The organism is Martinezella paranaensis, from assembly GCF_014200235.1.
GTDB lineage: Bacteria > Pseudomonadota > Alphaproteobacteria > Rhizobiales > Rhizobiaceae > Rhizobium > Rhizobium paranaense.
The window spans coordinates 224309-248523 of sequence record NZ_JACHBI010000003.1 but is presented as its reverse complement, the minus strand read 5'-3'; the positions used below and the strand labels follow the sequence as shown (position 1 = coordinate 248523).

The 24215-nt window shown below is 60.1% G+C and carries 26 protein-coding genes; 15 read left to right on the top strand and 11 right to left on the bottom strand.

Going from position 1 to position 24215, the window contains the following annotated elements; genetic code table 11:
* Window positions 1-150 precede the first annotated feature (150 nt).
* The 4 genes from GGD50_RS10085 to GGD50_RS10070 all read left to right on the top strand — a co-directional run bounded on the left by GGD50_RS10085 (window position 151) and on the right by GGD50_RS10070 (window position 3017).
* Window positions 151-924 carry a transporter substrate-binding domain-containing protein gene (locus GGD50_RS10085; RefSeq protein WP_245407479.1) on the top strand — a complete coding sequence of 258 codons (774 nt, stop codon included), beginning with the start codon at window positions 151-153 and terminating at the stop codon, window positions 922-924.
* A 62-nt stretch (window positions 925-986) separates the two neighbouring features.
* A complete protein-coding gene (locus GGD50_RS10080) occupies window positions 987-1658 on the top strand; it encodes an amino acid ABC transporter permease (RefSeq protein WP_107108427.1) in 672 nt (223 codons plus the stop codon).
* The gene (locus tag GGD50_RS10075; protein ID WP_107108428.1) at window positions 1655-2314 is read left to right on the top strand and encodes an amino acid ABC transporter permease; all 660 of its coding nucleotides are present in this window, start codon (window positions 1655-1657) and stop codon (window positions 2312-2314) included. The genes GGD50_RS10080 and GGD50_RS10075 overlap by 4 nt, the downstream gene beginning before the upstream one ends.
* On the top strand, window positions 2292-3017 hold the full coding sequence (locus GGD50_RS10070) for an amino acid ABC transporter ATP-binding protein (protein WP_107108429.1): 726 nt from the start codon (window positions 2292-2294) through the stop codon (window positions 3015-3017). The genes GGD50_RS10075 and GGD50_RS10070 overlap by 23 nt, the downstream gene beginning before the upstream one ends.
* Window positions 3018-3037: 20 nt before the next feature.
* On the opposite strand, the gene GGD50_RS10065 is transcribed toward GGD50_RS10070, so the two are convergent.
* Window positions 3038-3940, bottom strand: coding sequence for an AraC family transcriptional regulator (locus GGD50_RS10065; protein WP_414124046.1), 903 nt, complete (start codon window positions 3938-3940; stop codon window positions 3038-3040).
* 14 nt (window positions 3941-3954) lie between these two features.
* Here GGD50_RS10065 and GGD50_RS10060 point away from each other — a divergent pair, with 14 nt between their 5' ends.
* Complete coding sequence (locus GGD50_RS10060) at window positions 3955-4362, top strand: DUF2000 family protein (RefSeq protein WP_107108431.1); 408 nt, start codon at window positions 3955-3957, stop codon at window positions 4360-4362.
* 71 nt (window positions 4363-4433) lie between these two features.
* On the opposite strand, the gene GGD50_RS10055 is transcribed toward GGD50_RS10060, so the two are convergent.
* Window positions 4434-5102 (bottom strand): YiaD family glycine zipper/OmpA-like lipoprotein, encoded by a 669-nt coding sequence (locus tag GGD50_RS10055; RefSeq protein ID WP_107108432.1) that lies wholly within the window; start codon window positions 5100-5102, stop codon window positions 4434-4436.
* A gap of 203 nt (window positions 5103-5305) precedes the next feature.
* A complete protein-coding gene (locus tag GGD50_RS10050; protein WP_107108433.1) occupies window positions 5306-6319 on the bottom strand; it encodes a flagellin N-terminal helical domain-containing protein in 1014 nt (337 codons plus the stop codon).
* 456 nt (window positions 6320-6775) lie between these two features.
* Between GGD50_RS10050 and GGD50_RS10045 the strand changes: the two genes are divergently transcribed.
* Complete coding sequence (locus GGD50_RS10045; protein WP_107108434.1) at window positions 6776-9238, top strand: ATP-dependent helicase; 2463 nt, start codon at window positions 6776-6778, stop codon at window positions 9236-9238.
* Between the two features lie 68 nt (window positions 9239-9306).
* On the opposite strand, the gene GGD50_RS10040 is transcribed toward GGD50_RS10045, so the two are convergent.
* Entirely contained in the window at window positions 9307-10218 is a 912-nt protein-coding gene (locus GGD50_RS10040; RefSeq protein WP_245407472.1) for an amino acid ABC transporter substrate-binding protein, read from the bottom strand.
* Window positions 10219-10594: 376 nt separating this feature from the next.
* Here GGD50_RS10040 and pncA point away from each other — a divergent pair, with 376 nt between their 5' ends.
* Window positions 10595-11218 carry a bifunctional nicotinamidase/pyrazinamidase gene (pncA, locus tag GGD50_RS10035; protein ID WP_107108435.1) on the top strand — a complete coding sequence of 208 codons (624 nt, stop codon included), beginning with the start codon at window positions 10595-10597 and terminating at the stop codon, window positions 11216-11218.
* Between the two features lie 81 nt (window positions 11219-11299).
* Window positions 11300-12385, top strand: coding sequence for a glycosyltransferase family 4 protein (locus GGD50_RS10030; RefSeq protein ID WP_107108436.1), 1086 nt, complete (start codon window positions 11300-11302; stop codon window positions 12383-12385).
* Here GGD50_RS10030 and GGD50_RS10025 read toward each other — a convergent pair whose 3' ends face one another.
* On the bottom strand, window positions 12386-13783 hold the full coding sequence (locus GGD50_RS10025) for a polysaccharide biosynthesis protein (RefSeq protein ID WP_107108437.1): 1398 nt from the start codon (window positions 13781-13783) through the stop codon (window positions 12386-12388).
* Between the two features lie 183 nt (window positions 13784-13966).
* Between GGD50_RS10025 and panC the strand changes: the two genes are divergently transcribed.
* From panC to GGD50_RS10010, 3 genes are all read left to right on the top strand, one after another.
* The gene (gene panC, locus GGD50_RS10020; protein ID WP_107108438.1) at window positions 13967-14842 is read left to right on the top strand and encodes a pantoate--beta-alanine ligase; all 876 of its coding nucleotides are present in this window, start codon (window positions 13967-13969) and stop codon (window positions 14840-14842) included.
* Window position 14843: 1 nt separating this feature from the next.
* Entirely contained in the window at window positions 14844-15665 is an 822-nt protein-coding gene (gene panB / locus GGD50_RS10015; protein ID WP_107108439.1) for a 3-methyl-2-oxobutanoate hydroxymethyltransferase, read from the top strand.
* Window positions 15666-15748: 83 nt separating this feature from the next.
* A complete protein-coding gene (locus GGD50_RS10010; RefSeq protein ID WP_107108440.1) occupies window positions 15749-16504 on the top strand; it encodes an aminoglycoside phosphotransferase family protein in 756 nt (251 codons plus the stop codon).
* A 1-nt stretch (window position 16505) separates the two neighbouring features.
* Here GGD50_RS10010 and GGD50_RS10005 read toward each other — a convergent pair whose 3' ends face one another.
* The gene (locus GGD50_RS10005) at window positions 16506-16775 is read right to left on the bottom strand and encodes a DUF2164 domain-containing protein (protein ID WP_107108441.1); all 270 of its coding nucleotides are present in this window, start codon (window positions 16773-16775) and stop codon (window positions 16506-16508) included.
* 140 nt (window positions 16776-16915) lie between these two features.
* Here GGD50_RS10005 and GGD50_RS10000 point away from each other — a divergent pair, with 140 nt between their 5' ends.
* Both GGD50_RS10000 and GGD50_RS09995 read left to right on the top strand, forming a co-directional pair.
* The gene (locus tag GGD50_RS10000; protein ID WP_107108442.1) at window positions 16916-17638 is read left to right on the top strand and encodes an AzlC family ABC transporter permease; all 723 of its coding nucleotides are present in this window, start codon (window positions 16916-16918) and stop codon (window positions 17636-17638) included.
* Between the two features lie 2 nt (window positions 17639-17640).
* Window positions 17641-17952 carry an AzlD family protein gene (locus GGD50_RS09995; protein WP_107108443.1) on the top strand — a complete coding sequence of 104 codons (312 nt, stop codon included), beginning with the start codon at window positions 17641-17643 and terminating at the stop codon, window positions 17950-17952.
* Window positions 17953-18005: 53 nt separating this feature from the next.
* On the opposite strand, the gene GGD50_RS09990 is transcribed toward GGD50_RS09995, so the two are convergent.
* Window positions 18006-19841 (bottom strand): aminopeptidase P family protein, encoded by a 1836-nt coding sequence (locus tag GGD50_RS09990; RefSeq protein ID WP_107108444.1) that lies wholly within the window; start codon window positions 19839-19841, stop codon window positions 18006-18008.
* A gap of 338 nt (window positions 19842-20179) precedes the next feature.
* Here GGD50_RS09990 and GGD50_RS09985 point away from each other — a divergent pair, with 338 nt between their 5' ends.
* Window positions 20180-20320: a hypothetical protein gene (locus GGD50_RS09985; RefSeq protein WP_181316075.1), complete on the top strand. Its 141-nt coding sequence runs from the start codon at window positions 20180-20182 to the stop codon at window positions 20318-20320.
* 239 nt (window positions 20321-20559) lie between these two features.
* Here GGD50_RS09985 and GGD50_RS09980 read toward each other — a convergent pair whose 3' ends face one another.
* The 4 genes from GGD50_RS09980 to GGD50_RS09965 form a co-directional block, all read right to left on the bottom strand.
* A complete protein-coding gene (locus GGD50_RS09980) occupies window positions 20560-21438 on the bottom strand; it encodes a 50S ribosomal protein L11 methyltransferase (protein ID WP_107108445.1) in 879 nt (292 codons plus the stop codon).
* A gap of 20 nt (window positions 21439-21458) precedes the next feature.
* Window positions 21459-22607: an FAD-dependent oxidoreductase gene (locus GGD50_RS09975; RefSeq protein WP_107108446.1), complete on the bottom strand. Its 1149-nt coding sequence runs from the start codon at window positions 22605-22607 to the stop codon at window positions 21459-21461.
* A gap of 9 nt (window positions 22608-22616) precedes the next feature.
* On the bottom strand, window positions 22617-23219 hold the full coding sequence (locus GGD50_RS09970) for an SCO family protein (protein ID WP_107108447.1): 603 nt from the start codon (window positions 23217-23219) through the stop codon (window positions 22617-22619).
* A 174-nt stretch (window positions 23220-23393) separates the two neighbouring features.
* Window positions 23394-23657, bottom strand: coding sequence for a hypothetical protein (locus GGD50_RS09965; protein WP_146143995.1), 264 nt, complete (start codon window positions 23655-23657; stop codon window positions 23394-23396).
* Here GGD50_RS09965 and GGD50_RS09960 point away from each other — a divergent pair.
* The gene (locus GGD50_RS09960) at window positions 23637-24101 is read left to right on the top strand and encodes a chemotaxis protein CheW (protein ID WP_028752375.1); all 465 of its coding nucleotides are present in this window, start codon (window positions 23637-23639) and stop codon (window positions 24099-24101) included. The genes GGD50_RS09965 and GGD50_RS09960 overlap by 21 nt on opposite strands.
* Window positions 24102-24215: the final 114 nt, after the last annotated feature.

The following is a 24215-nucleotide window of genomic DNA, read 5'->3' as shown; positions in this document are numbered from 1 at the left end:
TCGATTTACGCAGCACAAAGCGCCCGCAAAAACTGCGCGCTTGACGAGAAATTATGCTCTCCCGCGACTGGCACATGACTTGCGTTTTGCCCGGCAGCTTTGACATAGCCACGATTGGAAGGACATTCGATGAAGCGCAGACAATTGCTCATGGCACTCGGTATGGCGATGCTGACGATGGGGTCACTTTCGAGCCCGCACGCAGCCCGGGCAGACGCCTTGAGCGACATTACTTCGCGGGGCACGCTCCGTGTCGCCGTTCCTCAGGATTTTCCTCCTTTCGGCAGCGTCGGGGCGGATATGGCGCCCATGGGCTACGATATCGACATGGCAAACCTGATCGGCGAAAAGCTCGGCGTGAAAATCGAACTTGTGCCGGTCACCAGCGCCAATCGCATCCCCTACCTTCAGACGAACAAGGTCGACCTCGTCATTTCGAGCCTCGGCAAGAATGCCGAGCGCCAGGCCGTGATCGACTTCACCGATGCCTACGCACCCTTCTTCAACGGCGTCTTCGGTCCCGCCGACGTGACGGCTGCCAAGCCGGAAGATCTTTCCGGCAAGACGATCGGAGTTACTCGTGGCGCCATCGAGGATCTGGCGCTGACGAAAGTCGCGCCGCAGGACGCGACGATCAAGCGCTACGAAGACAACAACGGCACCATCTCCGCCTTCCTCTCGGGCCAGGTTGACCTGATCGCTACCGGCAATGTTGTCGCCGCGGCCATTCTCGCCAAGAACCCGCCAAAGAAGCCGGAGATGAAATTCCTCATCACGAACTCGCCCTGCTTCATCGGCTTGAACAAAAACGAGCCCGCCCTGCAGAAAAAGGTCAACGACATTATCGCCGCCGCCAAGGCCGATGGAACATTGACCAAGATATCGCAGAAGTGGCTGGGCGCCGACCTCCCCGCCGGCTTCTGATCCACGAAGTACCGGCCTTGCCATCTCCATATGGCAAGGCCGGCCGAGCGAGGCACTCTCTTATGCGCTATCACTTCGATTTCGGCTGGCTTGCCGAATACTATCCCGTTCTGATCAAGGGAATTCTCATCACCATAGAGCTGACTATCGTCGGTGCGGTCGTTGGTATCGCCGTTGGCATCGCTTGTGCCTGGGCGCGTGCGCTGGGTCCGCGCTGGCTCAAGCCCTTCGTCGCGGCCTATGTCGAGCTGATCCGCAATACGCCGTTCCTGATCCAGCTTTTTTTCATCTTCTTCGGCCTGCCCGCCGCCGGCATTCACATGAACGAGATCGCCGCCGCCAACCTCGCGATGGTCGTCAATCTCGGCGCCTATAGTTGCGAGATCATTCGTGCCGGCATTCAGGCGACGCCACGCGGTCAGTTCGAGGCGGGAGCCAGCCTCGCTATGACGCCATTCGAGACCTTCCGTCACGTTATCCTCGTCCCCTCGCTCCAGCGCATCTGGCCGGCGCTGTCGTCACAGGTCGTCATCGTCATGCTCGGCTCCTCCGTCGTCTCGCAGATTGCCGCCGAAGACCTGACGTTTGCCGCAAATTTCATCCAGTCGCGCTCCTTCCGCGCCTTCGAAGCCTATTTCGTTTCCACGGCAATCTATCTGGTTCTCGCAGTCATCCTACGGCAGTTGCTTGCTGCCGCCGGCAGGCTGATCTTCCCGCGCAGGGTTCGCCAATGATCCAATTCACCACCTGGGACGTTCTGCGCGGCCTGCTTCTCGCCACACGCTGGACCATTCTGCTCTCGCTCGTTTCCTTCATCGGCGGCGGTGCCGTCGGCGCAATCCTGCTATTCCTGCGCATCGGCAAAAACCGAGCAGCGCGTATCGCGGTCAAGTATTTCGTCGAACTCTTTCAAGGCACGCCCCTGCTGATGCAGCTCTTTCTGGCCTTCTTCGGCCTCGGCCTCTTCGGCATCGATGTGCCGGCGTGGCTGGCCGCCGGCGTTGCCCTGATCCTCTGGTCTGCAGCCTTTCTCACCGAGATATGGCGTGGCTGCGTCGAGGCCGTGGCGAAAGGCCAATGGGAAGCCTCCGCCAGCCTCGGCATGGGCTACATCCAGCAGATGCGCTACGTCATCCTGCCGCAAGCGCTTCGCATTGCCGTGCCGCCGACGGTCGGTTTCTCCGTGCAGGTGGTCAAAGGCACCGCTCTGACCTCGATCATCGGCTTCGTCGAACTTTCGAAGGCCGGCACGGTCATCACCAACGCGACGTTCCAGCCGTTTACCGTCTACGGCTTCGTCGCCCTCATCTATTTCGCCCTATGCTGGCCGCTGTCGAAGAGCAGCCAAATCCTGGAAAGGAAACTCAATGTCGCTCATCGAGGTCACTGAAGTCCGCAAGAGCTTTGGGGCGAACGAGGTACTGAAAGGCATCAACCTCGATGTCGAGCCCGGCGAAGTGATCGCCATCATCGGCAAAAGCGGCTCGGGCAAATCGACGCTGCTGCGCTGCATCAATGGGCTGGAAACGATCGACGACGGCGCAATCTCGGTGGCCGGCGCGCAGCTCCTGCCCGATGATGTGCATCTGAAGGCATTGCGGCTGAAGGTCGGCATGATCTTCCAACAGTTCAATCTCTTTCCGCATCTGAGTGCCGGTCGCAACGTCATGCTGTCGCAAATGGTCGTGAAGAAGGCCACCAAGAACGATGCCGAGGCGATGGCCCGGCGCATGCTCGATCGTGTCGGACTCGGACACAAGTTCGACGCCTATCCCGACGAACTCTCGGGCGGTCAGCAGCAACGCGTCGCCATTGCCAGGGCGCTCGCCATGCAGCCGATCGCGCTCCTTTGCGATGAGATCACCTCGGCGCTCGATCCCGAACTGGTGGCTGAAGTTCTCGCGGTTGTCCGCGAACTTGCCGGTGAAGGGATGACGCTGTTGATGGTGACACACGAAATGAAGTTCGCTCGCGACGTCTGCTCGCGCGTCGTCTTCATGCACCAGGGCCGCGTCCATGAAATCGGCCCGCCGGGCGATGTCTTCGCCAATCCGCAAACACCGGAGCTCAAACAATTCCTCGGCATGCATTGAGAATTGCCGGAGGGTTCCGGCTAGCCTCGCGGCGGCACCCCTGCGGTCTCCAGCATGCCAACCCAAGCGCCCGGCGCCATGCCGAATGCCTTCTTGAAATGCCGGGTCAGATGGCTTTGGTCCGCGAACCCGGTGGCGGCTGCGACTTCGGCGATCGGTTCGCCATCGGCGATCATCGCCTTGGCCCGCTGCAGCCGCCGCATCAGCAGGAAGCGATGCGGGCTGGTGGCGAAAGCAGCACGGAAATGACGTGAGAGCGCAAAGCGGTCGAGGCCGGTGATGCGCTCCAGTTCCTCCGAGCGGACGCCACGCATGGCATGCGCTTCCAGATAATCGCGCGCTGTCTTCACTTGGCTCCAGGCAACGCTTCCCAACGGCTTTTGCGGCAGGCGCGCATGTGAGGCGAGCCCTGCAGCAACCCGTGAGACGAAATCATCGACGAAGAGTTCATCCAGCTCGCGGTCGAGTTCGCCAAGTGCTGCCAGCAGCAGGCCGGCGAGACGATCATCCTCGACCACGGGATCATCGACAAAGGGCAGGCCGATGCGCGCCGCTTCGAGACATTGCATCAGCATCGACGGTTCGAGATAGAGCATGCGGTAGAGCAATCCGTCGTCGGTCGCGGCACCGCCATCATGCAGCTCGTCCGGATGCAGGACGATCACCCGGCCCGGCAGGCTGTAGCGCCGCTCGCCGCGATAGCTGAAGGCCTGCACGCCGCGGATGGTGACGCCGAGCGCATAGGTATCGTGCCGGTGCGGCTCGAACGCGTCGCCACGAAATTGCGCCTGAATGCGCTCGATACCGGGATAAGCGGGTGCGGATACGATGCGGTTTGCTTCCGGCATCGTGCACGAACGTTCAAGACCTTCGAAGATATGGCCGGCAACATCCTCGCGCAAAAGCTCATTCCCAGACTGCATAAGAGAGATCACCAATGTTCAATACCAAAATCGCGATCATTCTGCGAAGCAATCTTGCATCCTGGCAAAAACTGAACGTGACCGCCTTCCTATCGAGCGGCATTGTCGGTCAGTTTCCTGACGTCATCGGCGAGCCCTATCGAGACCGCGCCGGCAACCTCTACAACGCGCTATCGATCCAGCCGATGATCGTCCTATCCGCCGACGAAGAGATGATGAGCACGATTCATCGCCGGTCGCTGGAGCGAAATGTCACCTCCTCGATCTTCATCGAGGAAATGTTTTCGACCGGTCATGATGTCGCCAATCGCGCCGTCTTCTCCGAATTTGCGCCCGAGGACGCCAAAGTGGTCGGCATAGCATTGCGCGCGGACAAGAAGATCGTCGACAAGATCACCAAGGGCGCGACGATGCATTCGTGAATGGGTTGCAGTGAAAACAAAACGGCCGGGTCGCAAAACCCGGCCGTTTTGTTGGAATAGCCAATGTCAGATCAGCCGTTCTGGGTGATCGGCGCGATCTGGATTTCGACGCGGCGGTTCTGCGAACGACCGGCCTCGCTGGCGTTGGTGGCGACCGGCTGGCTCGGGCCGAAGCCGACGGCGGACATGCGGCGCTGGTCGATGCCCTGGCTGCCGAGGTAGCTCGCAACCGAATCGGCGCGGCGTTCGGACAGATCCTGGTTATGCTGCAGGCTGCCGGTCGAATCCGTATGGCCGTTGACGTCGATCAGCGTCCGGTTGAACTTGCGAAGCACGATCGCGACCGAATTCAGCGTCGAGAAGAATTCCGGCTTGATCGCATCCTGGTCGATGTCGAAGGTAATGGCCGACGGCATGTTGAGGATGATGCGGTCGCCGACGCGCGTCACCGAGACGCCCGTGCCCTGCAACTGCGCACGCAGCTCAGATTCCTGCTGGTCCATATAGTTGCCGATGCCGGCACCTGCGAGCGCGCCTACGCCGGCGCCGATCAGCGCCGCATTGCGGCGCGATGCCGGCGAGTGGCCGATGAGGAGGCCGGCAACCGCACCGACGCCAGCGCCGATCGCGGCACCGCCCGCCGTGTTGGATACTTTCTGCTCGCCCGTATAGGGGTCAGTTGTCGTACATGCATTGAGAAAGGCTGCCGAGACGGCAAGGATGGCAAATTTCTTGATCATAGAATCGTCGCTCTCCGGTTCGATGGTCCGCAGGAGATATGAAGCATTGCGGCAATATGATGAAGCGGAATCTTCGCCTACCCACTGCCGATCTGCCGGCACCTTGTTCCGGAGCGTTTTCTCCCCAATTTATGGCTTGCAGGGAACAGGATTCGCTTCGCCGATCCCTCTCTATTCCCGTTGAAATCCAAAGCGTTACGTGATTAGAGGTTCTGGAAGAGCTGTCTCAACGTATCGAAGCTCGCATTGGCAATCGACAACGATTGCAGCCCCAATTGCTGCTGCGTCTGCAGCGCCAATACCCTGCTTGATTGCTTCTCCATATCGGCATCGACCAGCTTGCCGACGCCGCTGGTGAGCGAATCACTGAGATTGCTGGCAAATTGGCTTTGCAGACTGACACGCGATTCCAACGAGCCGAAAGCCGATCCAATAGTGTTCAGTTGATTCAGCATGGCGGTGACCGTGTTGACCATGTCGGTCAAAGCGCCCTGCGTCGTATTGGCGTCGAGCGAGATTTGCACCTGCCCGCTAGTGTCGCCGTTTTGGCTGCTGATCAGCACATAGTTTTGGGCCGCTCCCGCTTCCGTCGCAAAAGCGGTGGAGGTAAGCACGCCATAGCCGCCGGTGCCACTTGACTGATCGTCGATCAAGTATCGTGCATCCGCCGATACGATGGTGCCGCTGGTGGAGCTGACACCCTCATAATTCAGCATGCCGATCGAAACCGTGCCATCGGTATGATGGATGAGGGAGCCCGGGATCTCATGCGGCTCGGTCGGATCCTCACCGTCCTGGAGCACGACCCAGTTGACTCCGTTGAAGCTCGTGGACTGGCCGACGCTGCGAAGCTGGTCCTTGAGTTCGCTGATCTCGTCGTTGAGTTTGGTCTTATCGACGCTGCCCTCGTAGGCCGTCACCAATTTCGACCTGATCTGAGTGACGATGTCGATGGCGCTGTTGACGCCCGTGGAAGCGGTACTGACAGTGGCCGTGGCAAGCCCAAGTGCGTCCTGCACGGCTGAGACGGCGCCGATATCTGTGCGCGTCAGTGTCGAGATCGTCCAATAGGTGGCGTTGTCCTTAGCAGTCTGCACACGCAGACCGGACGACATCTGGCGCTGTGCGACATTCAGATTCGCCTGTGTGTTTCGAAGGACTTCAAGGGCTGTATTGACAGGGGAACTCACCCTTATGAAGGTCGAAAAAATACTCACGACACATGAACTCCGGACGCAACGATACGCAACAAGTACAAGGAGACATTGGAACCATGCCGCGGGCGCTCATGCGCGCGGGCCGACCAAGGTCGGCGAAGGTTGAGCCCGGCAAAAAACAGCGCCTGAAACTCGAGCGGTTACAGGTGCCTATGATTAGCAATCACGCTTAATAAAGCGATAATTGAAACAGACAATTTACCATAAATCGCCCCTCGACCCGAAAATGGTTATCTCGTTCAGGTTGCGATCATTCCACCGCCCTGAGCTTGGCCGCCCTTCGCGCGCAATGCGGAGGCCAACATCTCTTCGCGCAACCGCCGCCCCTCCTGCGACGGCGATTTCGGGCTGCCAAACGGTTATTGAACGGCCGGAACACTCAGAAATGTGCACTTTTTGTTCTATTTACCGGCCGTTTCTTTTGCCTTTCAGGGCAGAATCATTACATTGAGCCGCATGACTATCGGACATGACGACATTCCCTTCTTTGACGAGGAGCCGGAGCACCTGGCCCCGCGTCGGCCTGCCCCTGCCCCCAGCGCCGGTGGCGGTATTGCGGCCCGCGCCATGGCTGCGCGCGATAGCGGCCGCCGGCCCGACTATCTCGCTGGCCTCAACCCGGAGCAGGCGGAAGCGGTCGAGACGCTGGATGGGCCTGTGCTGGTGCTCGCGGGCGCCGGCACTGGCAAAACGCGGGTGCTGACGACCCGCATCGCTCATATCCTGTCCACCAACCGCGCCTTCCCCTCGCAGATCCTCGCCGTCACCTTCACCAACAAGGCCGCCCGCGAGATGAAGGAGCGTATCGCCCTGCTCGTCGGCGGCGCTGTCGAGGGCATGCCGTGGCTCGGCACGTTCCATTCGATCGGCGTCAAGCTGCTGCGCCGTCACTCCGAGCTGGTCGGCCTCTCCTCGAGCTTCACCATTCTCGACACCGACGATGTCGTGCGTTTGCTCAAGCAATTGATCCAAGCCGAGGGCCTAGACGACAAACGTTGGCCGGCTAAGCAATTTGCGGGGATGATCGACACTTGGAAGAACAAGGGCCTCAGCCCGGCCGACATTCCGGAAGGCGATGCACGCGCCTTTGCCAACGGCAAGGGCCGCGAACTCTATGCCGCCTATCAGGCCCGCCTGAAGACGCTGAACGCCTGCGACTTCGGCGACCTTTTGCTGCATCCGATCAACATGTTCCGGCAGAATCCTGATATATTGAAGGATTATCACCAGCGCTTCCGCTACATCCTCGTCGACGAATATCAGGACACCAACACGGCGCAATATATGTGGCTGCGTCTGCTGGCGCAGCGGCCGAAGGGCGAACTGCAAAACGTCTGCTGCGTCGGCGACGACGACCAGTCGATCTACGGCTGGCGCGGCGCTGAGGTGGACAATATCCTGCGCTTCGAAAAGGATTTTCCCGGCGCCAAGGTGATCAAGCTTGAGCGCAACTATCGCTCCACCGAACATATTCTCGGGGCTGCCGCGCATCTCATCGCCCATAACGAGGGTCGCCTCGGCAAGACGCTGTTCACCGACCGCTCCGACCCCGACGATATCAAAGTGCAAGTGCACGCCTCCTGGGATTCGGAGGAAGAAGCGCGTGCGATCGGTGAAGAGATCGAGCAGCTTCAGCGCAACAAGCATAATCTCAATGATATGGCGATCCTCGTGCGCGCCTCTTTCCAGATGCGCGAATTCGAAGATCGTTTCGTCACGCTGGGCCTGAACTATCGTGTCGTCGGCGGCCCTCGCTTCTACGAGCGCCTCGAAATCCGCGACGCCATGGCCTATTTCCGCCTCGTCTGCCAGCCGGCCGACGATCTTGCCTTCGAGCGCATCATCAATACGCCCAAGCGCGGCCTCGGCGACACCACCGTTCGTGCTTTGCACGATTATGCCCGTGAGCGCGACATTCCGATGCTGGCGGCAGCGGCCGATATCATCGAGACGGACGAGATGAAGCCGAAGGCGCGCAAGGCGCTGTTCGACGTCGTGCAGTCCTTCCGTCGCTGGCAGGGCCTGCTTGAAAACACACCGCATACGGAGCTTGCCGAGCAGATTCTCGAAGAATCCGGCTACACCGACATGTGGAAGAACGACAAATCGGCGGAAGCACCCGGACGGTTGGAAAACCTGAAGGAACTCATCCGCTCGATGGATAGTTTCGAATCCATGCGCGGCTTCCTCGAACACGTCGCCCTCGTCATGGACACTGAACAGAACGAGAATCTAGACGCAGTCTCGATCATGACGCTGCACTCCGCCAAGGGTCTGGAATTCGACACCGTTTTCCTGCCCGGCTGGGAGGAAGGCCTTTTCCCGCACCAGCGCTCGCTTGACGAAAGCGGCCGCGCCGGTCTGGAGGAAGAACGCCGCCTCGCCTATGTCGGCCTCACCCGCGCCAAGCGCCGCTGCCACATATGGTTCGTCTCCAACCGCCGCATCCACGGCCTCTGGCAATCGACCATCCCTTCGCGCTTTCTCGACGAACTGCCGGAAACCCATGTCGAAGTCGCGGAAGTGGAGCAATCCTATGGCGGTTACGGCCGCGGCGGCTACGGCCAGTCCCGTTTCGACAAGGCCGATCCCTTCGCCAACTCCTATTCTACCCCCGGCTGGAAACGCGCCCAGGCCAACAAGACCGACGCCACCCGCGACAACTGGGGCTCCCGCTCCGGCCACGCCGTCGAACGCATCGGCTACGGCGAAAGCGGCCCCAAAACCCGCACCATCGACGGCGAACTCGTCGCCAAATCCACCTCCGCCGAACCCTCCCGTTTTTCCATCGGCGACCGCGTCTTCCACATCAAGTTCGGCAACGGCAATGTCTCGGAGATCGAAGGCAACAAGCTGACGATCGATTTCGATCGCGCCGGGCAGAAACGAGTGTTGGATGGTTTTGTGGAGCGGGTTTGAGGGTTGTTGCAGGCATCTGCCGCATCAATCATCTGCTTCGTCAACGCAATACACTTTGCCCCGCCGACCTAGGGTACATGCTCCATCATGATTTGCGTGTGCAACATCGGCGCTTCGCTTCCAAAGTAAGTCTTCAGTAGCGGCAGAAAATCGTCTGATAGATAAAAATCCGTGAGCGCACGGTCGACCACTAGGCGGAAGTCGGCATCGTCGCGCCTCAGAGCGATTGCATATGGTTCGTGCGTGAACAGGCGATCGCCGACTTCGAGCAAGGACGGATCGTGCGCGCGCTGGGCCAAGCTCATCAACAGCACCCGATCGGCAAAATAGGCGTCGATCTTATGTTCCTCCAGCGCCTTAAGTCCGTCTTCGTGCGTGTCGAAATCGGCGATCCGAGTTTTCGACGTCTCGATGCTGCGCGCCTCGCGCAATATTGCATCCGTCGTGGTGTTTGCGCGCACACCAATGACGCTGGTGGATGCGGCACGCTGGCTGACGGAACGAACGGCGGGCGTGTCGAGAAATAGCGCGTGCAGATAGTCGGGCGAGTCCTTGCGCAACAGGGCGCTCGCCCCGGTCAGGAAGATTGGCTGTGAGAAATCAACGAGTTTCCGCCTCTCCAGATTGACGGTGATAGCCCCACAAAGCAGGTCGATCTGACCGTTCTTGACAGCGTCGAAACCATTGGCCAGCGTCATTTCTACATATTCGCGCTTTAACTGCGGAACCGCATGCTCGATTTCGTCGGCGACCTTGCCGCAGAGGTCGATGGCATATCCCGTCGGCTTTTCATTCGGCTTGCTGGAGGAAAACGGTGCCTCGTCGGCGATGTAGCCGATGCGCAGGGTTGTATGCTGGTGAAGCGTGTCGAGCGTCCCGGCGCTGGCTCCGCAGACCGAAAAGAAAACGGCAAGGCCCGTCAGCAGCAACCTTCTCATGCGCTTGGCCAGACCTGTATGCGGGGGCAACGGCACCAGCATTATCCTCGTCTCCGAAAAACGGATGATCGCAAGAGCTGAAAAAGCAGATTATGGCTTCGCGTTCATTTGTCAATCGCGGACACCTCAGCGACGTTGGTGGGAAAAACACCTCTGTTTCCCGAGATTCACCAGATGTCTTCGATGTCCGGCATGTCGCCGCGGACCGTCAGCAGCCTCGACATCTGGCGCGTCGCCACATACCGCCCCGATTGTCCGGCGCACTTCAAGCATTCCCGGGGACCGCCCAAGCCACAAGCCCGCATAGCCCCTCGAAAACCATCGCGCCCCACCTTATATTCAGTGTGAGCATAAAAAGCTTGATCCCCAGCGCAACGCTTGGCATCGTTGCAATGCAACAAAGATGGAAAGACTGGCCATGAAAGCACTGCTGCTGATCGACATCCAGAACGGTTTCTGCCCCGGCGGCAATCTGCCGGTGCCCGATGGGAATCGGGTGGTGCCCGTCGCCAACAGGCTGATCGACAGCGACAAATACGATATGGTCCTCGCTTCGCAAGACTGGCATCCCGCCGGCCACGGCAGCTTTGCCTCCGCCCATCCCGGCAAGAAGCCCTTCGAAATGGGCATACTCTCCGGCAAGCGGCAAATGATGTGGCCGGATCATTGCGTCCAAAATACCGAAGACGCCATGCTTCATCCCGAACTGAATGCCGACGGAATCGACTTCATCCAACAGAAGGGTCAGAATCCTGCTGTCGATAGCTATTCCGCCTTCCGCGACAATGATCACACGGCTTTCACCGGTCTTGCCACGCATCTGCTCGCCGAGGGCGTTACCCAGCTCGACCTCTGCGGGCTCGCGACCGATTACTGCGTGAAATTCTCGGCTCTGGACGCCGTTGAAATGCTGCCGGGTGTAAAGGTCCGCTTCATCGAGGATGCTAGCCGTGGCATCGATCCTGCCGGCGTTGAGGCTGCGATCGACGAAATGCGGACACGCGGCGTTGCCATCATCGACAGCAAAGAAGCGCTTGCCTAAAATTCCTCCTATCGAGCTAAACCTTCCCTAAAGAAAATAGCGCAAACTATTCCCGGTATTGAAGATATTGGGACATTTCGCGTGCAGTCGATCACCATCAACGGTCGTTTCCTCAGCCAGCCTTTGTCGGGCGTGCAACGTTTCGCCCGCGAGCTGACACTGGCGCTGGATCGCAAGATCGCCTCCGGCGCCGTTCCGGCGGCGCTGAAGGGCATCAACTGGCGGCTCGCCGTGCCGCGCGATACGCCCGTCGATATCGGGCTCTCGGCCATCTCGGTCGACGCCTTCAGCTCCGGTCCCGGCCATGTCTGGGAGCAGACGGCGCTGCTCGCCCGTTCCCGCGGCGGCCGGCTGATCGGCTTCGGCGGCAGCGGCCCGCTGTTGCATCGCCGCCAGGCCGTGGTCATCCATGACGTCACGATCTTCCGTCATCCCCAATCCTTCAAGCGCAGCTATCGCCTGCTGCACGGCGCGCTCGGCTCGGTTCTAACCCGCACCGCAAAGATCGGCACCGTGTCGGAATTCTCGCGCAAGGAATTGGCCTCCGTCTTCCATGTTCCTACCGACGGCATCGATGTCGTCTACAATGCCGTCGATCATTTCGCCGCCATCGAGCCGGACGAGTCGATCATCCGGCGCCTGGGCCTTAAAACGAACGGCTTCTTCCTGCTGGTCGGGACGATGAAGCCGAACAAGAACCTCGATTTCGCCATCCGCGCCTTCGAAGCTCTGCGCGATCCCGATCAGAAGCTGGTGGTCGTCGGCGGCACCGCGCCGACCGTGTTCAAATCGGATGGCCCCGAATCGAACGATCACATGCTCTTTCCCGGCCGCCTGAGCGATGCGGAAGTCGCCGCTCTCGAACGCCATGCCACCGCTTTCGTCTTCCCAAGCCTCTATGAAGGTTTCGGCATTCCGCCACTGGAGGCGATGACGCAGGGCTGCCCGGTGCTCGCCGCCGATATCCCCGCAGTACGCGAAGCCTCCGGCACCGCCGCACTCTATTTCGATCCAACGCAACAGGATGAGCTGGTTGCGGCCATGCGCCGGATCGCTGGCGACGAAGCATTGCGTGAAGACCTGCGGCAAAGGGGCCGCGAGAATGTCGCCCGTTTCTCCTGGGACCGCAGCGCCGACCGCGTGCTGTCCATGCTGGAAGATCTTTAGTTACGACACGGCCTGCCGGCGGAACATCTTGACGAAATAGCTGTAAAGGCCAAGCAGACAAAAGGCCGCCCCGCCGGCCATTCCGGCGCCGACTGAAATCCACAGCGAATAGTCGAAGCCGGCTGTTGCCAGCACCGGCACGGCGAGCCCGACTGCTGAAAGCACGACCGGCTGCCAAACAAAATCGAAGGGCAGCGCCATCAGCACTTTCACGCCGATCACCATCGCGATCAGAGCCCCGATCATCGCTCCGGCCATCAGCGCGCCGTCACTGAAGGAAACGAGATAACCGCCCGCGAGTGCGCCGACGTTGAGCAACACGCAATCCACCACGGCCAGCAGAAAGATCGCCAGCAGCCGATGGCGCAGATGCGCCGGCGTTGGCAGCATGTTGAGCGTCAAAGCCCGGCAGACTGACAGGCCGGTGACCAATGGCGCCGCGTGAAGAAAGCCATCGCGCAGGCTCAGAGCGATGACGAAATGACCGACCGGCTGCAGCAGGGCAAAGATCCCCGCCGCCGTCATCAAGGTGAAACCCGTGAGCAGCGAATAGTAGCCGCCGAGCTGCCGCCGGAACGCCACTGTTGCGCCCTCGCGGTCGTAGGTTGCGACCACATCGGGATATTGGATGGCCTGCAGAGCCGAGACGATGAGCACGAAAGGCCGCTGCAGCAAGTCAAGCGCCAGCAGCGCCCCCGCCGCACCGCCCGCGCCCAAAGCCGCCGTCAGGATCGATTTCAACCCAAGCGGCGCCAAAAGCCCGATAACCGAGGCACCGGCCGCAACGCTGCCATAGACAAAATGCTTTCGCATCAGCGGCAGTTGGAGATCCGCTGCCTCTCTCAGGCTGTTGCGGGTCAGGAACATTGCTAGTCCGCTATAGGCGACGTAACCTGCGAGCAGGCCGGCGACCGCATAGGCAAAACTCGGCATGATCGCCGCGCCAGCCAGCGTGCCAACCGCCAGAATGGTGGCCCGCGAACCCTGCAGCCGCGAAAAAGCGCGAAACTCCTGGCGGAAACGCAGCATAGTCAGATGCAGGTCGCTGCCACCCTGAAAGATCGCCACCAGACCGCCAAGCACCGCGATCTCCTTCGGTACTGCGAAGAAGGTCGATGCAAGGGCAGCCAGGATGCAGATCACGGAGCAAGCGGCAAATTCGACGGTTAAAGCCGTACGCTCCGCTGCCTCGCTACCCGGCGCCTGGCCCGGATAGAAACGGCTGCAGGCGAAACGCACCCATTCGAAACAGAAGATCGCCGCGAACTGGCTGATGGAAATGAACAACGAATAGGCGGCATAATCCGCCGGCGACAGCAAATGCGCGACCGCGATCAGCAGCCCGAAAGCCACCGCCGCCTGATAAAAATATGCCGCCAATGCTATGATCTTTGCCATGCCGGCAGCTAACAGCAAAAAGCTGAGAAAAGCGCTAAGCTATATGCGCAACATATAATGGACTTGGGCCGCAGGGGCCTCCCGTGAATTGCCTTTTTGCACCGCACACGTTAGAAGAACCCGCGAAATCAAAGGGGAGACGGAAGGGCGTTGGGCGGCGCCGGTCCGTGGAGGAGTGTCAGCATGGAAACCATCAGCACAATAGCCGCATTGCGCGAGCGCCTTTCCGCTTATCGCAAAGCCGGAAAAAGCATCGGCCTGGTGCCGACCATGGGCTATCTGCACGCCGGCCACATGGAACTGGTTGCCCGCGCCAGGGCCGAAAACGACATTGTTGTCGTGTCGATCTTCGTCAATCCGCTGCAATTCGGCGCCAACGAGGATCTTACAAAATATCCGCGCGATCTTGAGCGCGACAGCACCATGCTGCGCGATGGCAAGGTCCATTTCCTCTTCGCTCCAACCGTGGCTGATATGTATCCGCGACGGATGGAAACGCTGGTCGATGTGCCGAAGCTCGGGATGGAATTGGAGGGCGCGGTTCGCCCGGGCCATTTCTCCGGCGTTGCCACGGTCGTCACCAAGCTTTTCAACATCGTCCAACCCGATAGCGCTTACTTCGGCGAGAAAGACTATCAGCAGGTGGTGATCATCCGCCGCATGGTGGACGATCTGGCCCAGCCGGTCCGCGTCGTGCCGGTACCGACCGTGCGCGATGCCGATGGCTTGGCGCTGTCTTCGCGCAACGTCTATCTCTCGAAGAAAGAACGCGCCGCCGCGGTCATCGTGCCGAAAGCATTGGCCGAGGCCGAGCGGCTCTACGCAGAAGGTGCCGACGATCCAGCCGCTTTCGAGGCGGCACTGCGCGCCTTCATCGCCAACGAGCCGCTGGCGACACCCGAAGTCGCTGCTGTTTGCCATCCCGAAACCCTGGAGCCGCTGACGAGACTGCAGGGACAGCCTATCCTCGTTGCCCTCTTCGTCCGCATCGGCGCTACCCGCCTGCTCGACAACCGCGTCATTGGCCTCAAGCAGGCCGTCAGCGACAAGGCCGCCTGAGATGAGCACGATCGGACAGACAAAGCGTACCACACCCACCCAGATCGAGGCGATGAAGGGCACGCGCCCGATCGTCAGCCTCACGGCCTACACGACACCGATCGCCCGGCTTCTCGACCCGCATTGCGACCTGCTTCTGGTCGGCGATTCCCTCGGCATGGTCCTTTACGGCATGGAAACGACGGTCGGGGTTACGCTGGAGATGATGATCGCCCATGGCCAAGGCGTCATGCGCGGCGCTCAAAAGGCCTGTGTTATCGTCGACCTGCCTTTCGGCTCTTATCAGGAATCGAAGGAACAGGCTTTTCGCAATTCGGCACGCATTTTGAAAGAAACAGGCTGCAACGGCGTCAAGCTGGAGGGTGGCGAGGAGATGGCCGAGACGGTCGCATTCCTGACCAGCCGCGGCGTTCCGGTCTTCGGCCATGTCGGCCTAATGCCGCAAAAGGTCAATACGAGCGGCGGCTATCGCTCGCTCGGCCGCTCCGACGAAGAAGCTGACAAAATCCGGCGCGATGCCAAGGTGATTGCGCAAGCCGGCGCCTTTGCGCTTCTCGTCGAGGGCACTGTGGAGCCCCTCGCCCGTGAAATCACCGCCTCGATCGATATCCCGACCGTCGGCATCGGCGCGTCGCCGGCCTGCGATGGCCAGATTCTAGTATCGGACGATATGTTCGGCCTTTTCAGCGATTTCAAGCCGCGCTTCGTGAAGCATTTTGCCGAGCTGGCGCCGACCATTTCCAAGGCGGCAGAAGCCTATGCAGAGGAAGTGAAGGCAAGGACGTTTCCGGGTCCGGAACATACGTTCCAGGTGAAAAAGTAGCGGGACACGCTACTTGTCGTCCATTGTTCCCAGCTCTTCCGATAGAACGCCTACGAGGCGACAATCGAAACGAGGCCAGTTCAATGATCGGTGTGGAACGTGGAAACCTCCTTGGTGCTGGCAAAGAGGCGGAAGTCTATGAGAGCGGCACGCTGGTTCTAAAGCTATACAAGACGCCCTCATCCAAGGCGTCAGCATTTCGAGAGGCGGCAATCCTCGCAATCCTCGAAGATCTGGGCGTCAACGCTCCGAGGGTGCAGGAAGTCGGCGAAATTGAAGGCCGCTGGGGCCTGACCATGACACGAGCCGAAGGCGGGACATTCGGCGAAGCAATCACCCTGCGGCCGCTGAAGACGCCAGCCTATCTGGATGCTCTGGCGGCCATACATTGCAAAATCCACGAGCATAGCGGCGTCAGACTTCCAAGTCTGAAATCGCGCTTGTCTCACAATATTGAGCGAGCGGCGCAGTTGCAGGAGATCCAACGGCAGCATCTCTTGTCCGGGCTTCGTCGCATGCCAGATGGCGACAGGCTTTGTCACGGAGACTTTCACCCTTGGAATGTGCTTGGATCTCTTGAGCGCGCAGGTACGGTCGATTGGCTTGACGCCTGCAGCGGAGACCCATTTGCAGATGTCTGCCGAAGCTACGTTCTCATACATCACTATGATCGCGACCTGGCCGCAGCTTATGTCGATGCCTATGCGGGTATAAGCGGCGGGAGCCGTGCGGCCATTCTCATCTGGCTTCCTTATGTTGCAGCAGCCCGATTGTCCGAGGGCGTTCCCGATGAGGTCGAGAGTTTGATGAGGATGGTCGAGGGCAGCGCACTGCGCTAAGTCACCGCCTCCCCGGTTGCGAATGGCTTACTGCTTCTCTTTCCAGCAAATAGATCGCCTCGCCAAAATCCTCCATCTTCGTCATCAGCGCCGCATGGGCGTCGCGCAGGCCCTGATTGTAGAAATGCGGCCCGATTTCGGTCGTGAAGAAATCGAGCAGGAATTCCGCCGGCAGCGCGCCGAGCGTCTGGTCGAGTTCATCGGAGAAATATTGCTGAAGGCGGGCGACGATCGCGGCTTTTTCCTCTTTCGGAAAGGCAATCTCTTTCATCTATGATACCCCGGTGTTTTACGAGCAAATCCAATCGGCTAGATCAACGAAATCAATTGTCCTATCAAGGAAATTGAATTGCCGACACTCCGCCCGCAGCTTACAGCTCCATCAGTTTTCCATAAAGGACAGAGCGGGCCATGAGTCGCGGGGATTTTTTTGAAGGCTTGAAAGCGGGCATCCCCATCGGCCTCGCGGCGGCGCCCTTCGGCGCATTGTTCGGTGCTCTGGCGAGCGACCAGGGCATGTCGCTCGGCGAACTCACCCTGATGAGCGGCACCGTCTATGCCGGCGCCAGCCAGATGGTGGGCATTGAGCTATTCGGCCATAATGTCCAGGCGTGGCTGATCGTTCTGTCGATCCTGGCGGTCAATTTCCGTCATGTGCTCTATTCGGCCGCGATCGCCCGTTACATCAGGCGCTTCTCGCCCGTCGAAAAATTCTTCACTTTCTTCCTGCTGGTCGATCCGCAATTTGCCGAAACCATCAAGCGCGCCGAAAGCGGCAAGCCGGTCACCTTTGCCTGGTACTTCGGTTTCGCAGCGATGATCTACGTTCCCTGGGTGGTGATCAGCCTCGTCGGCGGCATGCTTGGCAGCCTGGTCGGCGATCCCAAGACGATCGGCCTCGATATTTTACTGCCAATCTATTTCCTCGGCATCGTCATCGGCTTCCGCAAACGCGACAATTTCCTGCCCGTGGTTATCGCCAGCACCGCCGCCTCGGCCATTGCCTATCGCTATGTCGGTTCGCCCTGGCATGTCAGCATCGGCGCCTTTGCAGGCGTTGCCCTCGCCGCCATGCTGCCGCCGCTCAGATCGAACCGCAAGCCCGACCTCGCCACCGAAAATCACGAGGTCTGACCATGACCGATTTCAATCCGCACATGGTCCTGCTGATTTTCGCTGCCGCTGTCGTCACCTTCCTCACGCGCATCGGCGGCTACATCCTCATTACCAAGATGACCCGCATCCCTCCCCGCGTCGAGGCCGCGCTGAACGCGGTACCGGCCGCCGTCCTCACCACGCTCGTCGCACCCGCCTTTTTCATCGGCGGCTGGGATACGAAGGTGGCGATGGCCGTGGCGCTATTGGTGGGCTTGCGCTTCTCGCCGACATTCATGCTCATCGCCGGCTGGGTGGTCGTGATGGTCTGGAGACATTTCCTCGGCATCTAGCCCGAAGGAAAGCGATGCCTATCCTGCCCTTTACGGGCAGAATAGGCCACTCCTCAGCGACTGAGTTCCAGGGTCGCATTTTCCAGCCAAGCACGGATCTCCTTGTCGTGGATCAGCGGCATCAGCGCTTCGCGGGTTCTGACGTGATAATCGTTCAGCCATTGTAATTCGTCGCGGGTCAGCAGTTCCGGCAGGACGAGGCTACGGTCGATCGGGCAGAAAGTCAGCGTTTCAAAGCCGAGCATCGGCATGTCGCCACCTTCAATCTCCTCCGCATCGCGAATGTAGATCAGATTCTCGATGCGGATGCCGAAATGGCCTGGGCGGTAATAGCCCGGCTCGTTCGACAGGATCATGCCGGGCAGCAGCTCCTGCGTCGATAGCCGCGAGATGCGCTGCGGGCCCTCATGTACCGAAAGATACGAGCCGACGCCATGGCCGGTGCCATGGGCAAAATCCACACCGGATTTCCAGAGCGCGATACGTGCCAGCGGATCGAGATCGCAACCGCGCGAGCCCTTGGGGAAGCGCGCCGTGCTGATGGCGATCATGCCCTTCAACACCAGCGTGAACAGGCGCTTCTGCTCCTCGGAAACAGCACCGATGCCCACGGTGCGGGTAATGTCGGTCGTGCCGTTGATATATTGAGCACCGGAATCGATCAAAAACAGCTCGCCGGCCTGGATCAGCCGATCGCTCGCCGTCGTGACGCGATAGTGCATGATCGCCGCATGTTCACCTGCGCCAGCGATGGTATCGAAGGAGATATCCTTGAGCGGGTTCTGCATGCTCTGACCGACGCGCACGCGGCTTGCCTCCAGCCGTTCGGCAGCGGCGATTTCCGTGATCGTGCCTGGCTTACTGGTCTCCAGCCAATAGAGGAATTCGACCATAGCTGCGCCGTCCTGCAGATGGGCAGCGGCCGAGCCGTTGATTTCGGCGGCATTCTTGCGCGCCCGCGGCAGCCGGGCCGGATCGGTGCCCTCCACCACCTCTCCGCCCTCGCGACGGATGAGGTCGGTCAGCGCATAGGAAGCGAGATCGGGATCGACGAGAATGCGCCCGCCATTTGCGGAGGCGGTAGCCAGTTGCTTGGCGAGATCGGAAGGCGGCAATTGTCTGCAGATCTGCGCTAGATAGGCCTCCGCCTCGACCTTGGTCTTGCGCTTGTCAAGGACGAGCTCCGCTTCGCCCTCGGCATAGATGATGGCGCGGGCCAGAGGATGCGGCGTGTGCGGCACATCGTTGCCGCGAATATTGAAGATCCAGGCGACCGAAGACGGATCGGTGATCAGCGCGGCCTTGAGCTTCTTGGCCTTCAGATCGGCCGCGATGGCTGCCAGCTTGTCCTTGGCGAGAACACCAGCCTGCGCAATATCCTGAATGATGACGGCGCCCAGCGGTTCGGCCGGCCGGTCGCTCCAGAGCTTGTCGAGCGGATTATGCGGCAGGAAGACAAGCTTGCCTCCGATTTCCGCCAGTGCCTTTTCCAGCCGCCGCACCTCCGCGCCGGTGTGCAGCCACGGATCGATGCCGAGCCTGAAGCCCTTGGGCGCATGGCGCGGCAGCCAGACATGCGGCGGCTCGTCGACCAGATCGCCACCGGTAAAGACCGATCCGTCCACCTGCTCGGCAAGCTGCGTCACATAGCGGCCATCGACGAAAACCACGGCCTGCGACTGTGTCACAAGCGCAACACCCGCAGAGCCAGTGAATCCGGTCAACCAGGCCAGACGCTCCGAGCACTTGGGCACATACTCGCCCTGATACTCATCGGCACGGGGTACGAGGAAGCCGTCAATGCCGAGATCGCTGAAGGCGGCCCGCAGACCGGTGACGCGCTCGCGGCCGAATTGCGGGGTGGAAGTGACGTCGAAAGACTGGAACATGGCTTAATCCGAATATGACCCGAGAATCCGCGAAACTGAGCGGCGACAGCATGTTAGAGCATGAGCCCGAGAAGTGTGAAACGATTTTCAGGCCCGATTGCGCACTATTGATCCGAAGAGAACTCCGACCGACGCCCTCAAGGTAAGAGAATCGGACGTTAACGAATTCGCCCATTTCGTGAGCAGGCAGGTTGAATTGTGACATCATCACGACGCGAATTATGCATCAACTGCATAGCTCCCATGAAGCATGCCCCCTGCCACGCAAAAAGGCGAGTCGCTATATGGAGCGCATCAAACGGGGTTCACGACGAACCCACTCAAAAAGGACTATGAAAATGCCTATCTCTCGCTCCGTATATGTTAGCCCGGCGCTGGCAGGCGAGCGTCGCACCGTACGTCACTCCATCGGCGCGCTTCGTCAGCTCGAAGTCGAAACGTCGAAGGCAATCGGCGCAAACCGTGGCGGTCGCCACTAACAGTTACAAGACTACGCGTTCGTATTGGATCGCGGTCCGGAACTCCTCCTCCCTCCCCGGATTGCGACCTGAACGGTAGAGCCCGCTTGAGCACTCCTCCACACGCTCGCGGGCAGGATCGGTCAGATACCGGTCTGCAGGGCGGTGCTTCGGCACCGCCTTTTGCGTTTTAGGTCTCCCACAATAAGGTCTGCTCTCCCCGCGTGCGGGGAGAGGGTTAGGGTAAGCGGCGAAGGATTTTAAGGCCGGTCGAGATGGATGGTGACCCAGCCATTGCGCCAGATGGTGCGCACATGGCGCATCCTTACACCGTTATAGGCGGCCAGCACCTTCCAACGCTGCTGGGCGAGGATGCCGGAAAGAATCACCGAACCGCCGGGCGCGAGATGGGCAACCAGTTGCGGCGCCATTTTGATCAGCGGCCGAGCAAGAATATTGGCGATGATCAGGTCGAAAGGCCCGTGGCGGGAAAAGGCCGTGGAATGAAAGCCGGGCGCCGTCTCCAGCGCGATACCGGAGGCTATGCCGTTGCCGCGAACATTTTCACGGGCAACACGAACCGCAACCGGATCGATATCGGTGGCGAGAACCGGAATATTGCGCAACTTGCGCACGCCGATCGCCAGGACGCCGCTACCCGTGCCGAGATCGAGCGCGTTGCGCACCCGGCGGCTGGCGAGCACTTTTTCGATCGTCTCCAGGCAACCCGCCGTCGTACCGTGATGGCCCGTGCCGAAGGCTTGGCCGGCATCGATCTCGATGGCGATATCGCTGGGCTTCACCTTGTCGCGATCATGCGAGCCATGCACCAGGAAGCGCCCTGCCCGAACCGGCTTAAGCCCCTCCAGCGACTTTGCGATCCAATCGACATCGGGAATGACTTCCCTTTGGATGACGAGTTCCGGAAAAGCTGGCTTCAACACGCCTGCAAATCGGGCGTGCACGTCCTCTTCGTCGTCTGCATAGAGATAGATCGAAGCTTCCCAGATATCCTTCTTCTCATCGATCTCGGTGGTGGCGATCGGCAATTCTTCGTCTTCGAACATCGGCGTCATCAGATCGAGAATCTGTTCGGCCTTTTTCTCGGTCGTCGTTACGTACAGGCGGATTTCACTCAAGTCTTCGTTCTCTCTTGCTCTTATTCGGCCCAGTCGATCCAGGGCGGCTTCGGCGTGCCATAGCCAGCGATATTGTGAAGCAGCTCGTGCCGCACCGGTCCGAAACGCAGAAGCAGCGGCGCGAACAGATTGCGTGCAGCAATCGCCAGCGGATTTTTCATGGTGATTAGGCGGGTCAGGCCATAGGTCTGCTTCAGCACCCGTTTCACGGCTGGAATTCTGAGCGCCGAATACTCCTCTTCGCGGCCTTCCGCAATGAGCCAGGCAAGCCAGCAGGCATCCTCTATGCCGAGATTCATGCCGCGCGCACCAGCCGGGGAATGAATATGCGCCGCATCGCCCGCCAGAAACACGTTACCCCTGGCCATCGGCTCGACATGGCGGAAATTGATACGGAACTGCGAGACCCAGGTCTTTTCGACAACCGCATCGGGATGAACAATGCGGCTTTCGAAATCCTCCAATGTCGAGATGTAGCGCAGTACATCGGAGGACACGGGCAAACGCCCGACCATGCCGGGATCGCAAAGCGTGATCTCGGCGAAATGCGTGTCCACCGGTCTCGCATACCGAAAATCGGCGAGATAGAAATAAGCCTCCAGCGCCTCACCGGGAAAACCGGCGCCAAGCGCTTTGCGAACGGCCGAGTGGGCGCCATCGGCGCCGATCAGTATATCGGGACGAACCGTCTCCGTGGCCCCGTCCGCGCGCCGCAGCATCACCTCCGGCCTGTTAACATCGGCGATGGTTTCCACCAGGATCGCGGTCTGCCACTCCGGTGCAATGCCGTGGGCCGCGAGCGCCTCGATCAGCAACCGCTCGGTCACGCCTTGCGCCAGGCCATGAATCGCGCCGAAGCGTCCCGGCATCCGTCGCGTGTCGACATCGGCAAGGACCTTGGTTCCAGAGCGGATACGGAAATGTGCAATGGGTTGAGCGGCCGCAAGGATGCGCTCGGTAACGCCGGAAGGCGAGAGCAGCGTCAATGTGCGGGCATTGATGCCGAGAGCCCGGCTCTCTTCCAAAGGCGCAGGCCCTTGGCCGTCATCGACGATACGCGGAATGAAACCACGGCGGGCAAGCTCCAGGGCTGCAGTCAAGCCAGCCGGACCGGCACCCGCGATCAGGACGGATCTGGATTTCCTCTCTCCTCCGGCTCCGTCCGCCATCGGTACTCCCTAGCCCTTCTTGATCAGGTTTTGCAACTTCTTGACCGCTACATCCGGGTCTTCCTGATAGGCGATTGTGCCGGCAAAGCGGCCGGCGGAATCGAGCAGGAAGACCGAGGCGGTATGATCCATGGTGTAGTCGCCGTTCGGATCTTTTTCGTCGAGCGGCACCTTCTTGGCATAGACCCTGAAGCCCTTGACCATATCCATCACCTTGTCGGGGTCACCCGAAATGCCGGTGATACGGCTGGAAACGTTGGAGACATATTCCTTTATGATCGCGGGCGTATCGCGTGCCGGATCGACGGTCACGAAATAGGCGTTGAGCTTCGTCCCGTCGGGATCGACCTTCTGCATCCAGCCGTTCAGCTCGAACAAGGTCGTCGGGCAGACATCGGGACAATGCGTATAGCCGAAGAAAAGCGCCGTCGGCTTTCCACGAAACGCCTGCTCGCTGACCGGCTGGCCATTCTGCGCAACCAGCGTGAACGGCACGCCGTATGGTCCCTCGCTGGCAGCTTCTGGCGACTTGGTAACGCCGAAGCTCAACCAACCCAACAGCCCGGCCACGATCACCACGGCTATCCAGACAACAATCCGCACGCTCTTCATCGCTGCTTTTCCTCACCACGCCGGCCGAGGCTCGATAAGCGGGCCGCGCAGGCGATTATTTCAAGGGTTTAGCGGGTTGAAGTGGAGGACGCAATTCAAGAAGATGTTTTTGGGGGCTGCTGAGTAAGGTGAATGCCCCGGTCCGGGCGCAAAGATGCGGAATCCATCGTCGCGTTAAAGCAATTCTAACCACTCCGCGCGAACATCAAAATACAAAGGGGCGAAGTCCGACTCGCCGGCCGCCGAATATGCGGCAAATCGATTTTCTTCCAGAAGGGCATGACGCCCGCCGGAGAGCGAAGCGCGTTTTAAGCGCCAAAGCCACCGGATGCTGTCGCAGCCATCAGCCGCTCCAGCCGATCCTTTTTCAATCGCTACCGCCGCCTGCCGCCGGCGCCAAACGGGAAGTCCTTGACCATGACGAATGCTATCAAACAATCGGGCGCCTATCTGGAGATCGTCTCCTTCCACCTCGGCGATCAGGAATTCTGCATTGACATCATGGCCATCCGCGAAATCCGCGGCTGGGCGCCGGTGACGCCGATGCCGCACACGCCGCCCTACGTGCTTGGCCTCATCAATTTGCGTGGCGCGGTGATCCCGGTCATCGATATGGCCTGCCGCCTCGGCATGAAGATGACCGAGCCGTCCGAACGCTCCGCCATCATCGTCACCGATATCGCCGGCAAGCTCGTCGGCCTGCTGGTCGAACAGGTCTCCGATATGATGAGCATCAAGAGCGAAGATCTGCAGCCGCCGCCGGAAATCATTCCGGAAGCGCAGCGCGCCTTCTGCCGCGGCATCGTCGCGCTGGAGAAGACCATGGTCTGCTTCCTGAACCTCGACACGGTGATTGCGGACGAGCTCGCGCAAGCGGCTTGATTTCCAGACAGCATCGCAAACGAAAATCGCCCTGGAGCAAGCGCTCCAGGGCGATTGTGTTTGAAGGACCGTCGTCGGCAGGGGTGTTGCCGGTGCGCCGGTCGCGCAGGCCGT